Source organism: Bacillus sp. FJAT-25509 (genome assembly GCF_001420605.1).
Taxonomy (GTDB): domain Bacteria; phylum Bacillota; class Bacilli; order Bacillales; family Bacillaceae_G; genus Gottfriedia.
Genome location: NZ_LJIZ01000003.1, coordinates 556,382 through 568,927, shown reverse-complemented (window position 1 = coordinate 568,927; position 12,546 = coordinate 556,382). Strand labels below are relative to the sequence as shown.

15 protein-coding genes are annotated in these 12,546 nt (G+C 33.2%); 14 read left to right on the top strand and 1 reads right to left on the bottom strand.

Annotation, left to right across the window (positions count from 1 at the left end; translation table 11 throughout):
- The first annotated feature begins 1 nt into the window (after window position 1).
- From qcrB to AN960_RS03080, 5 genes are all read left to right on the top strand, one after another.
- A complete protein-coding gene (qcrB, locus tag AN960_RS03100) occupies window positions 2-676 on the top strand; it encodes a menaquinol-cytochrome c reductase cytochrome b subunit (protein WP_056466653.1) in 675 nt (224 codons plus the stop codon).
- Window positions 677-739: 63 nt separating this feature from the next.
- Window positions 740-1,516, top strand: coding sequence for a menaquinol-cytochrome c reductase cytochrome b/c subunit (locus AN960_RS03095; RefSeq protein ID WP_056466650.1), 777 nt, complete (start codon window positions 740-742; stop codon window positions 1,514-1,516).
- A gap of 151 nt (window positions 1,517-1,667) precedes the next feature.
- Complete coding sequence (locus AN960_RS03090) at window positions 1,668-2,252, top strand: DUF1405 domain-containing protein (protein WP_286131560.1); 585 nt, start codon at window positions 1,668-1,670, stop codon at window positions 2,250-2,252.
- A gap of 59 nt (window positions 2,253-2,311) precedes the next feature.
- Window positions 2,312-3,094, top strand: a complete 783-nt coding sequence (locus tag AN960_RS03085; protein WP_056466644.1) for a sporulation protein YpjB — start codon at window positions 2,312-2,314, stop codon at window positions 3,092-3,094.
- Between the two features lie 58 nt (window positions 3,095-3,152).
- Window positions 3,153-3,833, top strand: coding sequence for a zinc metallopeptidase (locus AN960_RS03080; protein ID WP_056466641.1), 681 nt, complete (start codon window positions 3,153-3,155; stop codon window positions 3,831-3,833).
- Window positions 3,834-3,901: 68 nt separating this feature from the next.
- On the opposite strand, the gene AN960_RS03075 is transcribed toward AN960_RS03080, so the two are convergent.
- The gene (locus tag AN960_RS03075) at window positions 3,902-4,774 is read right to left on the bottom strand and encodes a YitT family protein (RefSeq protein WP_056466638.1); all 873 of its coding nucleotides are present in this window, start codon (window positions 4,772-4,774) and stop codon (window positions 3,902-3,904) included.
- Between the two features lie 136 nt (window positions 4,775-4,910).
- On the opposite strand from AN960_RS03075, the gene AN960_RS03070 reads away from it, so the two are divergent.
- The 9 genes from AN960_RS03070 (at window position 4,911) to panC (ending at window position 12,531) form a co-directional block, all read left to right on the top strand.
- On the top strand, window positions 4,911-5,240 hold the full coding sequence (locus AN960_RS03070) for a nucleotide pyrophosphohydrolase (RefSeq protein ID WP_056466635.1): 330 nt from the start codon (window positions 4,911-4,913) through the stop codon (window positions 5,238-5,240).
- A 1-nt stretch (window position 5,241) separates the two neighbouring features.
- Complete coding sequence (dapB, locus tag AN960_RS03065; RefSeq protein WP_056466632.1) at window positions 5,242-6,045, top strand: 4-hydroxy-tetrahydrodipicolinate reductase; 804 nt, start codon at window positions 5,242-5,244, stop codon at window positions 6,043-6,045.
- A gap of 15 nt (window positions 6,046-6,060) precedes the next feature.
- Window positions 6,061-6,423 (top strand): methylglyoxal synthase, encoded by a 363-nt coding sequence (gene mgsA / locus AN960_RS03060; RefSeq protein ID WP_056466629.1) that lies wholly within the window; start codon window positions 6,061-6,063, stop codon window positions 6,421-6,423.
- 20 nt (window positions 6,424-6,443) lie between these two features.
- On the top strand, window positions 6,444-7,145 hold the full coding sequence (bshB1, locus tag AN960_RS03055; RefSeq protein ID WP_156339599.1) for a bacillithiol biosynthesis deacetylase BshB1: 702 nt from the start codon (window positions 6,444-6,446) through the stop codon (window positions 7,143-7,145).
- Between the two features lie 30 nt (window positions 7,146-7,175).
- Complete coding sequence (gene bshA, locus AN960_RS03050) at window positions 7,176-8,306, top strand: N-acetyl-alpha-D-glucosaminyl L-malate synthase BshA (RefSeq protein WP_056466626.1); 1,131 nt, start codon at window positions 7,176-7,178, stop codon at window positions 8,304-8,306.
- Between the two features lies 1 nt (window position 8,307).
- Entirely contained in the window at window positions 8,308-9,501 is a 1,194-nt protein-coding gene (locus AN960_RS03045; protein WP_056466623.1) for a CCA tRNA nucleotidyltransferase, read from the top strand.
- Window positions 9,486-10,469: a biotin--[acetyl-CoA-carboxylase] ligase gene (locus tag AN960_RS03040; protein WP_056466622.1), complete on the top strand. Its 984-nt coding sequence runs from the start codon at window positions 9,486-9,488 to the stop codon at window positions 10,467-10,469. Before AN960_RS03045 ends, AN960_RS03040 begins: the two co-directional genes overlap by 16 nt.
- A gap of 377 nt (window positions 10,470-10,846) precedes the next feature.
- The gene (panB, locus tag AN960_RS03035; RefSeq protein ID WP_056466621.1) at window positions 10,847-11,689 is read left to right on the top strand and encodes a 3-methyl-2-oxobutanoate hydroxymethyltransferase; all 843 of its coding nucleotides are present in this window, start codon (window positions 10,847-10,849) and stop codon (window positions 11,687-11,689) included.
- Window positions 11,686-12,531, top strand: coding sequence for a pantoate--beta-alanine ligase (gene panC / locus AN960_RS03030; protein ID WP_056466618.1), 846 nt, complete (start codon window positions 11,686-11,688; stop codon window positions 12,529-12,531). Before panB ends, panC begins: the two co-directional genes overlap by 4 nt.
- Window positions 12,532-12,546 lie beyond the last annotated feature (15 nt).

Here is a 12,546-nt window from a genome sequence, read left to right as displayed (position 1 = left end):
CGTGCTTAACAAAATTTACGACTGGGTAGATGAGCGATTAGAAATTACGCCTCTTTGGAGAGATATCGCTGATCATGAAGTACCAGAACACGTTAATCCAGCACACCATTTTTCAGCATTCGTATATTGCTTCGGTGGATTAACATTTTTCGTTACAGTAATTCAAATTTTATCTGGAATGTTCTTAACAATGTACTATGTTCCAGATATCAAAAATGCATGGGAATCAGTTTATTACTTACAAAACAACGTTGCATACGGACAAATCGTTCGTGGTATGCATCACTGGGGTGCAAGTTTAGTAATTGTTATGATGTTTTTACATACTTTACGTGTATTCTTCCAAGGCGCATATAAAAAGCCTCGTGAGCTTAACTGGGTTGTAGGGGTTTTAATCTTCTTCGTAATGCTTGGATTAGGCTTTACAGGATATTTATTACCTTGGGATATGAAAGCGTTATTTGCGACTAAAGTAGGTCTGCAAATTGCTGAACAAACACCATTTATTGGTAAGCAAGTGAAAACGTTAATTGCAGGTAATCCGGAAATCATCGGTGCACAAACATTAACTCGTTTCTTCGCAATCCATGTATTCTTCTTACCTGGTGCTTTACTTGCTCTTATGGGTGCCCATTTCTTAATTATTCGTAAGCAAGGTATTTCAGGTCCACTATAAGATTTAGTGCATGGGGCTTTAGTAAAAATTGACTAAAGTGTGTCGGAATAAAGGAGGGAGAACATGCATCGCGGTAAAGGAATGAAATTTGTAGGTGACTCACGTGTACCAGCAATGGCAGGACGTAAACCTAATGTACCAAAGGATTATTCAGAATATCCTGGTAAAACTGAAGCATTCTGGCCAAACTTCTTATTAAAAGAATGGATGGTAGGAGCAGTTTTCTTAATTGGATACTTAACATTAACAATTGCACATCCATCTCCACTTGAGAGGGTTGCAGACCCAACTGATACTGGCTATACGCCATTACCGGACTGGTATTTCTTATTCTTATATCAATTCTTAAAATATAGCTATGCTTCTGGTGACTATAACGTAATTGGTGCTTTCGTAATTCCTGGATTAGCTTTTGGTGGCTTATTATTAGCGCCATTCTTAGATCGTAGTCCACATAGAAAACCAATTAAACGTCCATTAGCTACAGGATTTATGTTATTAGCTTTATCTGGTGTAATTTATTTAACATGGGAAGCTGCGGCTCACCATGACTGGAAAAAACAAAAAGAACAAGGTAAAATCCGTACTTTTGTTGAATTAAATAAAGAAGATCCAGCATATAAACTATTGCAAAAAAATACTTGTGTATCTTGCCATGGCGATAATCTTGAAGGTGGCGCAGCAGCTCCAAGTCTTCAAAATAATGGTTTAAAACCTGAAGAAATCGCTCATATCGCAAGAAACGGTCGTAAAGCGATGCCATCTGGTGTATTTAAAGGTACTGACGCAGAACTTAAAGTTCTAGCTGAATTCGTTTCAAAAGCAGGTAAAACAGAGTAATTAAAAGAGAGTCGAATTTTCGACTCTTTTTTTATGTTTTATTGTATACTGAAATAATAACATGTAAAAAATGTGATGATACATATAAATTGTGAACTTTGTGTTATAAATTTATTAAATCTCCTAAGTGAAAGTGAGATGAAGTGAAATAGTGAACATACTCTACAGTATGCTACGGCTTAAACCTAATTTAATTGCTTTATTTATAATAAATCTACTAGGAACAATCTATGGATACTATTGGTATAAATCTCAACTTGATTTTACTCCTGGTTGGTTAAAAATATTTGTACCTGATAGTCCTACTGCATCCTTATTTTTCTGTATTGTATTGCTACTTTTCATTTTAAATAAACGGAATGGATTAATAGAAGCACTTGCATATGTAAGCTTGTTGAAATATGGAATATGGGCAGTTTTAATGAATGGAATGGTTCTTTATTTAGCAGGTGGACTTAATAAGATTGCATACTTATTAATTTTTTCGCATGGAGCTATGGCAATCCAGGCTCTTTTGTTTGCACCGTCATTTAAGGTTAAAAAATGGCATTTGACTGTTGCAAGTATTTGGATCTTACAAGATCTTATTTTAGACTATGTTTTTGGAACAATGCCAGAATACTATATGCTCTCTGATTATCGAATTTGGATAGCTTTACTTACATTTTGGTTAACTATATTTGTAATTTTAATTGCTTATTACCAGTTAATTTTTAAAAATAGAGCTCGTGATTGAACAAGTTCTAATCTTGTCCTTTCTCTCATAATTATTAGTAGTTATGAGGGAGGGGTTTGATGAAAAAATTAATTGCGGGGATAAGCGTTTTTTTTATTTTCTTTTCATTTAATACCGTAAAAGGGTACGCTAAAATAGATCAAGAAACTTCACTAATCGAACAATCACTCTCTTTAGTACAAGATGGTGATTATGTACATGGTGCTAATTTGATTGAACAGTTTGAGTCAAAGTATATGGCGTCTGTGAAAAAGAATAAAAATTTCACACCAAAAGATCTAGAAACGATTTCCGTTACTTTTCAAAATGCGCTCGTATCTTTAAAGAATGATGCAATAGATCCACAAGAAAAAGTTGCTGATGTTCTTGGTTTAAGATTATTGATTGATGCTGGAGAAACGACAATGCAGCCGATGTGGAAGGAAATGAAAAAGTCGGTTATGACTCCACTACAGAATATGGATTCAGCATATAAACGTGGTAATTCTGAAGCATATGAAACGCAATTAAATCAATTCTTACATCAATTTGAAATTATTTATCCAAGTCTTATCATGGATCTTCCCTATGATGAAGTGAAAAAAATAAATTCACTTGTTTCGTTTTTAGATGATTATCGAATTAACCAAGAATCAATTCCAGCTTTTCAACAAAAGTTGGATGAGACAAAAAGTGAATTATTATTCATTTTTGATCAAGGAAACTCAATTATTCCACCTGTTTCCATTTGGACAATTTTTACAACAGGGATCATTATAATCGGTACATTAAGTTATGTCGGTTGGAGAAAATATATAGGTGATCGAAATAAGAATAAAAAAAGAAGAGAACATAATGATTGACAAATTTCTCTAAAAGTTATTACAATATCGTAAAATCACACTCCTTGGAGGAATTACAATGAGTTATTTAATTTACTTTTTAATTTTGTTGATTGTACCTTTATATGCACAAATGAGGGTTAAATCAACTTTTAGAAAGTATTCTCAAGTTGGTTCTACATCAAATTTAACGGGTGCAGAAGTAGCGAGAAAAATTTTAAATGAAAATGGATTATTCAATGTGGCAGTAGAGGAAACTCGAGGATATTTATCTGACCATTATGATCCACGTGCAAAAGTTGTAAGATTATCAACTGAAAATTATCATGGATATTCAGTCGCGGGTACTGCAGTTGCTGCTCATGAAGTAGGACATGCAATTCAAGATGCAAATGACTATAGCTTTTTAAGATTCCGTCATTCATTAGTACCTGTTGCAAATTTCAGTTCCAATTTTTCTTATATATTCATAATAATTGGTATGTTATCTCGACTATCAGGTGCATTATTAATAGGAATAGTTTTATTAGCACTAGGAGTACTGTTCCAAGTTGTTACACTTCCTGTTGAATTTAATGCCTCAAGTAGAGCTTTAAAACAAATTACAACTTTGGGTATCATCAATTCGAATGAGCATGTTTATGCAAAACGTGTTTTAAATGCAGCTGCATTGACATATGTTGCTGCGGCAGCGGTAGCCGTCGCAGAATTATTAAGATTAGTTTTAATTTATACTGGTATGACACGTAGTGATGATTAATATCAATATAAAATTAAAAGAGGTTCTGGCAATCAATGCCAAGAACCTCTTTTTGTTTCTGTTAAAAATTAAGGGTGAAGAGGGACTTTATTTTCATCTAAAGTAAAGCCTTCTCCAAGTACATCATGCACTTCTGTAACGGCTACAAATGCGTGTGGATCGATATCCTGAATGATGTTTTTTAAATGAACTAATTCATTTTTTGGTACGACACAAAATAGAACGTCTTTACTTTCTCCAGTAAATGTTCCAGTTGCTTTTAAATAAGTTGCACCACGTTCCATTTCTTTCATAATTCGAGCTGCAATTAAATCATTTTTCTCAGAAATAATATTTGCTCCACGTGCAGCATATGCACCTTCTTGCATAAAATCAATTATTCTTGCTCCGACAAAAACTGCGACTAGCGTATACATTGCTTCATATGCTTTTAAATAAGTTAAAAGTGAAAGCGTAATGACAACAAAGTCAAAAATAAACATCGTTTTCCCCATATTAATACCTTTGTATTTATAGGCTAAACGGGCGATGATATCGACACCACCAGTAGTTCCACCAAATCTAAAAATAATTCCTAATCCTACACCAATAAATACACCCGCAAATAATGAAGCTAACATTAAATCGCCATGGACATCTATATTGAACGTAAATTTCTCAAATAATTTTAAGAAAAATGAGACTGCAACAGTTCCAATGATAGTATAAAGCATTGTTACTGTACCAAGTAATCTCCAGCCAATAAAAAATAACGGGACGTTTAAGACTAAGTTTGAGATCCAAACTGGAATATTTAATTCAGCTAAAAGAATTAAGTTAATTCCCGTAAAACCACCTTCAGCTAGATTGTTTGGAATATTTATATTCATAATTCCAAAAGAAAAAATTGCAGAACCTAAAATAATAAATAAGATATTGCGTAACTTCAAATTAAAAATCATATACTTCCTCCATACTATAAAAATTACCCTAAACTCTTATTTTTATCTTATCTTGTATTTTTTTCAAGTAAAATAATATATAATTTGTCAAAAAGTAGTCAATTCGATAAGATTTAATTGAGGAGTTGATATTAGTATGCACGAAAAAACGATGAAAGAAATGCAAAAAGAAGTCGATACATATATAGGTCAATTTAAAGAGGGCTATTTTAGTCCTTTAGCTATGATGGCTAGGTTAACTGAAGAAATGGGTGAGTTAGCTAGAGAAATCAATCATACCTATGGTGAAAAGCCTAAAAAAAGCACTGAAAAAGAAAAGCTAATTGAAGAAGAGCTAGGCGATGTATTATTTGTTATGATTTGTTTAGCAAATAGCCTAAATATAGACTTACAAGAAGCACATGATATGGTGATGAACAAGTTTAATACTCGAGATAAAGATCGTTGGACAAGGAAGGAAGTTTAAAATGGAAAAAGTAATTAGAGTAGTATTAGCTGGACCAAGAGGTAAAATGGGAATTGAAGCTTTACAATTAATTGATCGAACTGAGCATTTTCAACTTGTAGCTGCAGTAGATTATAAATTAGGTGGAGAACAAATCCAAAAGGTTAACCCTGTGTTTAAAGGTGAAGCAAAAATATATGAAACATTAGAGCAATGTATCGAAAATGAAAGCTTTGATGTACTTGTTGATTTAACAACACCTGAAATTGGAAAAAAACATGCATTTTTAGCTTTAAAAAATGGTATTCGACCTGTTATTGGTACAACTGGTTTTACAAAAGAGGAGCTTGATGATTTAAAAGAGTTAGCTTCAAATAATGAACTAGGTTGTATTATTGCGCCAAATTTTGCAATTGGTGCTATATTAATGATGAAGTTCTCTGCAATGGCAGCGAAATATTTTAAAGATATCGAAATTATTGAGCTACACCATGACCAAAAATTAGATGCGCCTTCAGGTACAGCTCTTAAAACAGTTCAAATGATAGAGGAAGTACGTGAATCAAAATTACAAGGACATCCAAATGAAGTTGAAACTGAAGCTGGTGCTAGAGGTGCCGATCTAAATGGAATGAGAGTTCATAGCGTGAGATTACCTGGTTTAGTTGCGCATCAACAAGTTTTATTCGGTGGAGATGGTCAACTATTAACAATTCGACATGATTCAATGAATCGAGCTTCTTTTATGTCTGGAGTTAAAGTAGCCGTTGAGGAAGTAATGAAACTTTCGGAGCTAGTCTACGGATTAGAAAATATAATGGACTAAAAGGTGGTGTAGGTAGTGAAAATAGCTCTAATTGCTCACGATAAGAGAAAAGACGCATTAGTAACTTTTGTTCAAGAAAATGAATCTTTTTTTCAGCAACATGAACTATTTTCAACAGGTACTACAGGACTACGTGTAATGGAAAATACAGCTTTAAACGTTTATCGCTTTCAATCTGGTCCACTCGGAGGAGATCAAGAAATAGGTGCATTAATAGCTAAAGGGAAAATGGACGCGATTTTCTTTTTTAGGGATCCTTTAACTGCTCAACCGCATGAACCAGATGTAAATGCTTTATTAAGGCTATGCGATGTTTTTCATGTCCCGGTGGCAACGAATATTCAAACCGCTAAGGCAGTAGTGAAATTTTTTAGTTAGTTTGAAAGAGAGTGAGATAAGTGGAATATTTTGATGTACTTGCATTTGGAGCGCATCCAGATGATGTTGAGATTGGTATGGCAGGCACGATTGCTAAATTTACTAAGTTAGGCTATAAGGTTGCTATTTGTGATTTAACTGAAGCGGAGCTCTCATCAAATGGGGATACTTTTATTAGAAGAAAAGAAGCTGAAGAAGCAGATAAGATTTTAGGGGTTTCAAAGCGTTTTAATTTATCATTACCAGATAGGGGGCTATACTTATCTGAGGAAGCAATTAAACAAGTAGCTGCTTTAATTCGAATGACAAAGCCTAGTATTATTTTCTCACCATATGAAGTGGATCGTCATCCTGATCATGGTAATTGTACAAAAATAGTAGAAGAAGCAGTATTTTCATCAGGGATTAGAAAATTTAATGTAAATACAAATCATGATGCCCACAAGGTTAAACATGTTTTTCAATATATGATTAATGGGTTTCATCGACCAAATTTTATTGTTGATGTTACAGAAACGATTGAAGTTAAAAGGGCAGCATTAGAAGCATATGAAAGTCAATTTACTCCGGGGCCAGATGGTGTAGTTACGCCTTTAACAAACGATTATGTAAATAGCGTAATTGCAAGAGAGAAAATTTTTGGTAAAGAAGCTGGAGTCCCTTATGGGGAAGGGTTTATGACAAAAAGGCCGCTCCTATTAAATGCAGATTGGTTAGTTTAAGTAGAAATGAAGAAGTTTAGGAGAGATAAAATGAAATTAAAAATTGGGATTACATGTTATCCTTCAGTAGGCGGTTCTGGTGTGATTGCGACTGAGCTAGGTAAGTTATTAGCAGAACTAGGACATGAAATTCATTTTATTTCATCAAGTATGCCGTTTCGTTTAAATAAAGTATATCCTAATATTTATTATCATGCAGTTGAAGTAAATCAATATTCAGTTTTCCAATACCCACCATATGATTTAGCATTGGCGAGTAAGATGGCTGAAATTGCAAACCGTGAAAAATTAGATATTTTACATGTACATTATGCGATTCCGCATGCAATATGTGCTGTTCTAGCAAAACAAATGATTCATCATGATATTAAAATTGTAACGACATTACATGGAACAGATATAACTGTTCTTGGCTATGATTCATCTTTAACAGAGTTAATTAAGTTCGGGATTGAAAAATCAGATGTTGTAACGGCGGTCTCAAATGATTTAATACGTCAAACAGAGGAATTAGTTAACCCTGATAAAGAAATACAAACTGTGTATAATTTTATTGATGAAAGAGTGTATTACAAAAGAAATTGTCGGGCATTAAAAGCAGGGTACGGGATTAAAGAGCACGAAAAAGTCATTATACATATTTCTAATTTCCGTCAAGTTAAGCGAACAAAAGATGTAGTAGATGTATTTAACTTAGTAAGAAAAGAAATTCCATCCAAGCTCCTATTAGTTGGTGATGGTCCGGAAATCTCAAGTTTATGTAAATTAGTTAGAGAGCTTGGCATTGAGAATGATGTTTTATTTTTAGGAAAGCAAGAGAATGTTGAAGAGTTACTTTCAATGAGCGATATAAAATTACTTCTTTCGTCAAAAGAAAGCTTTGGTTTAGTATTACTTGAGGCGATGGCTTGTGGGGTTCCATGTATCGGTACAAGAGTTGGTGGGATTCCAGAAGTAATCGAGCATGGGGAAAACGGATATATTTGTGAACTAGGAGATATTGAACAAATCGCTTACTATACGCTTAACCTATTACAAGATGAAGAATTATATAAACGAATTTCAGGTCGAGCGATTGAAATAGTTAAAGAAAGATTTCAATCAAATAAAATCGTTTCACAATATTTATCCATTTATAATGAGTTATTAGGAATGAAATAATATGGAAATTTTTGATAAAGCAAAGCCGATTTTAGATAAATTAATAAAAAATGGTTATGAGGCCTATTTTGTCGGTGGTTGTGTTAGAGATAAATTATTAAATAGAACAATTGGCGATATTGATATTGCAACTTCAGCTTTACCTGAGGAAGTTATGTCAATATTTCCAAAAACCGTTCCTACCGGGCTACAGCATGGAACGGTTTTAGTTATACAAAATAGTGAGCCATATGAGATCACAACATTCCGAACAGAGTCAACATATCATGATTATCGTAGACCATCGGAGGTTACATTTGTAAAATCAATCGAAGAAGATTTAAAACGAAGAGATTTTACAATGAATGCCATTGCTATGACGATAGAAAATGAAATAATAGATCCCTTTAATGGTACAATTGATCTTTATGATGGGTTAATTAGATGTGTCGGTGAAGCTAAGGAAAGATTTCAAGAAGATGCTCTTAGAATGCTAAGAGGTATACGGTTTGTAAGCCAATTAGATTTTCGTTTACATGATGAAACGTTTAACGCAATTAAATCAAATAAACATTTAATTGAAAATATAGCAATTGAACGCATTTCGGTTGAAATAGAAAAAATGTTATTAGGAAATTCTCCTAAAAAAGGCATTGAACTATTAATACAAACAAATTTAGTAAATCATCTTCCAAGCTTAAAAAAATATACTAATCAGTTTAATGAACTATTAGAACTCCCTCTTCAATCATTAAAAACAATTGAAGAGATTTGGGCGCTAATTTTATATACATGTAATTTTGACAACCCAGAACAGGTTTTAAGAAATTGGAAAATGTCGAATAATCGCATGAAACAAATATTGAAGGTTTATAATTTGTTAAGTGAAACGAAAATTAAATGGAGCAATACAAAGTTATATCAAGTTGGATTACCGGATGCAATAAAATATGAGCGTTTACAATGTGTCATTGAAAAGGTCGATGCAAGTGAATTTAATGAGGATATATTAAAGGCTTTATATCATCAATTACCGATTTATTCAAAATCAGATATATGTATTACAGGTAATGATTTATTAGAATGGTCACAATTAAAAGGTGGTCCATGGTTAAAAGAAGTATTAAGTGAAATTGAGTTTCAAATAGTAGAGAACCAGCTTGAGAATAACCAACTTGCTGTTAAGGAGTGGTTTATAAATTGGCTTCAAAAGTAAAAGAAAGAATCATACAATTATTTACGGAAAATAGTAATGAATATTTATCAGGTCAATTTTTGAGTGATGAATTAGGAATTTCACGTACTGCAATTTGGAAATACATGAAAGAATTGCAAGAAGAGGGGATTGAAGTTGAAGCAGTTAGGAAGGTTGGATATAAAATAACGGGCAAATCAGATCGGTTAACTCCAACGGATATTCAACTTGGTTTAGAAACGAAAAAATTTGGAAGAAATGTCGTATACCAAGAAGAAACGAATTCAACCCAAACGATTGCGAATGAATTAGTGCTAAATGATGCACCTGAAGGTACAATCGTTTTGGCTGAGCGTCAATTATTAGGTCGAGGCAGATTACAAAGAAACTGGTTAACTTCAGATGGAAAAGCAATAGCTATGAGTGTGATCCTTAGACCAGCTATTTCACCAAGAGTAGCACCTCAACTAACATTATTAACAGCTGTAGTCATTGCTTCAGCAATCGAAAAAGTGACCGGTTTACAACCAAATATAAAATGGCCAAATGATATTTTAATCAATAATAAAAAAGTTTGTGGAATCTTAACTGAAATGCAAGGAGACGCCGATTGTATTAAAAGTGTTGTCATAGGTATTGGACTCAATGTAAATCAAGTTGAAGAAGATTACCCATTAGAACTGTCAGATATCGCTACATCCTTACGTATTGAAAAAGGACAATCCTTTATGAGAGCCAATTTAATTCAAGCTATATTAGCTGAATTTGAAAAGTACTATGAAATATTTTTAGAAAAAGGATTTAAACCTATTAAAATTTTATGGGAAAGCTACGCAATTTCGTTAGGGAAACAAATAAAAGCCACGACTTTAACTGAAGAAATTGTCGGAAATGCCATTGGAATTACTGATGAAGGTCAATTATTAATTGAAGATCACTTAGGTAATGTTCATACAATCTATTCAGCGGATATTTCGATAAATAAGTAAAAACGAAATAAAACAACTCTCTTTTTATATTTGAAAGAGAGTTATTTTATTTGCTGTATATTTGTCATGTATATTTGTAAATAATACCAAGTTTTTTCTTTACTTAATTGCTATTCTTACTATAAACTGTATTGGAAGGGTCGCGACTTTTAGCTGATGCTTCAAGGGTGGTATCTGAATAGGGTCAATCAAATTTTAGTATCCTAAGAAGAACTACACCAGGTTTTAAAAAATCAATTCTAAAAATGTGTCTGCCTTGATCCTATATGGACTGGGACAGAGGAATGAGACGGTTTACAATTTTCCTTTGTTCTCTACCGGAGCAAAGTTTTTTTATTGTAGCCCCCATTTCCTCTCATTTATAAGGAGGAAAAAAGATGAAAACAACAAAAGATTTTTTAAACATGAAACAAAACAATGACCCAATCGTCATGATTACTGCTTACGATTACCCTTCAGCACTATTAGCAGAAGCAAGTGAAGTAGATATGATTTTAGTCGGTGACTCACTTGGGAATGTTGTCCTAGGTTATGATTCTACAATTAAGGTTACAGTAGATGACATGATTCATCACTCAAAAGCCGTAAAGCGCGGGGCAAAAAATACGTTTATCGTAACAGATATGCCATTCATGTCTTACCATTTTTCAAAAGAAGAGGCTTTACGTAGTGCATGTCGCATTATGCAAGAGGGTGATGCGCACGCTGTTAAGGTTGAAGGCGCAGATGAAAATGTTTTAGATGTGATTAAAGCATTAACAATCGCTGGAGTACCAGTTGTAGCTCATTTAGGATTGACTCCTCAATCAGTAGGTGTATTAGGTGGGTATAAAGTTCAAGCACGTGATTCTGAAAGTGCGATGAAATTGTTTAACGATGCAAAAAAATGTGAAGAAGCTGGCGCTTTTGCAATCGTACTTGAATGTGTACCAAAGCAAATTGCAAAGGACATTACGAAGGATCTTTCAATTCCGACAATAGGAATAGGTGCAGGTGTTGATACAGATGGTCAAGTACTTGTTTACCATGATTTAATAACATATGGTGTTGGTCGAGTAGCTAAGTTTGTTAAACAGTATGCAAATGTATCTACAACAATTGAAAATGCAATTGCTTCATATGTGCAAGAAGTTAAAGCTAGACAATTTCCAGATACTAAACATTCGTTTACAATGAAAGAAGAACAGTTAAAGGCATTATACGGGGGAAGTTCGCAATGAAAGTGTTTCACACTATAAAAGATTTAAGAAATGAATTAAAAATTCACAGAAAAAATGAAAAATCGATTGGATTTGTTCCAACGATGGGTTTTTTACATGAAGGTCATGCATCATTATTAGAAGAAGCTAGAAAAAATAATGATATCGTCGTATTAAGTATTTTTGTAAATCCGACTCAATTTGGCCCTAATGAAGATTTTGATCGATATCCTAGGGACTTTGACAGAGATGAAAAAGTTGCACTAAATGCTGGGGTAGATTGCCTCTTTTATCCAACAGTTGAAGAAATGTATCCAAATGAATTAAAATCAACAATGAAAGTAACAAAACGAGTTGATGTCCTTTGTGGTGAAAAAAGACCTGGACATTTTGATGGCGTTGCATTAGTCGTAACAAAATTATTTAATATTGTTCAACCAGATCAGGTTTATTTTGGTTTAAAGGATGCTCAACAAGTAGCTGTAATTGAAGGTTTAGTTGAAGACTTCAACATTCCTGTAAAAATTAATCCAGTTCCAACTATTAGAGAAGAAGATGGATTAGCTAAAAGTTCTAGAAATGTCTATTTATCAGACAAAGAAAGACAAGAAGCACCTGTTCTTTATAAAAGTTTACAAGCAGCAGTTGAAGATATAAAAAATGGGAATCTAAATCCAGATCAACTTAAGCAAAATATTATATCTACAATACAAAGCGAAACATCTGGAACAGTAGATTACGTAAGTATTTATTCTTATCCAGATTTAGAGCCTTTAAATAAAATAAATGGAAAAGTAATTATTGCATTAGCAGTTAAGTTTACTAATGCTCGCCTAATCGATAATATTATTATTTCTATTTAAGGATTGAACAACTAG

What these genes read in the sequence shown, in the direction of transcription:
- AN960_RS03095 (WP_056466650.1), top strand. Translation starts at nt 740, where the DNA reads ATGCATCGCGGTAAAGGAATGAAATTTGTAGGTGACTCACGTGTACCA.
- AN960_RS03085 (WP_056466644.1), top strand. Translation starts at nt 2,312, where the DNA reads ATGAAAAAATTAATTGCGGGGATAAGCGTTTTTTTTATTTTCTTTTCA.
- AN960_RS03080 (WP_056466641.1), top strand. Translation starts at nt 3,153, where the DNA reads ATGAGTTATTTAATTTACTTTTTAATTTTGTTGATTGTACCTTTATAT.
- AN960_RS03075 (WP_056466638.1), bottom strand. Translation starts at nt 4,774, where the DNA reads ATGATTTTTAATTTGAAGTTACGCAATATCTTATTTATTATTTTAGGT.
- AN960_RS03070 (WP_056466635.1), top strand. Translation starts at nt 4,911, where the DNA reads ATGCACGAAAAAACGATGAAAGAAATGCAAAAAGAAGTCGATACATAT.
- dapB (WP_056466632.1), top strand. Translation starts at nt 5,242, where the DNA reads ATGGAAAAAGTAATTAGAGTAGTATTAGCTGGACCAAGAGGTAAAATG.
- bshA (WP_056466626.1), top strand. Translation starts at nt 7,176, where the DNA reads ATGAAATTAAAAATTGGGATTACATGTTATCCTTCAGTAGGCGGTTCT.
- AN960_RS03045 (WP_056466623.1), top strand. Translation starts at nt 8,308, where the DNA reads ATGGAAATTTTTGATAAAGCAAAGCCGATTTTAGATAAATTAATAAAA.
- panB (WP_056466621.1), top strand. Translation starts at nt 10,847, where the DNA reads ATGAAAACAACAAAAGATTTTTTAAACATGAAACAAAACAATGACCCA.
- panC (WP_056466618.1), top strand. Translation starts at nt 11,686, where the DNA reads ATGAAAGTGTTTCACACTATAAAAGATTTAAGAAATGAATTAAAAATT.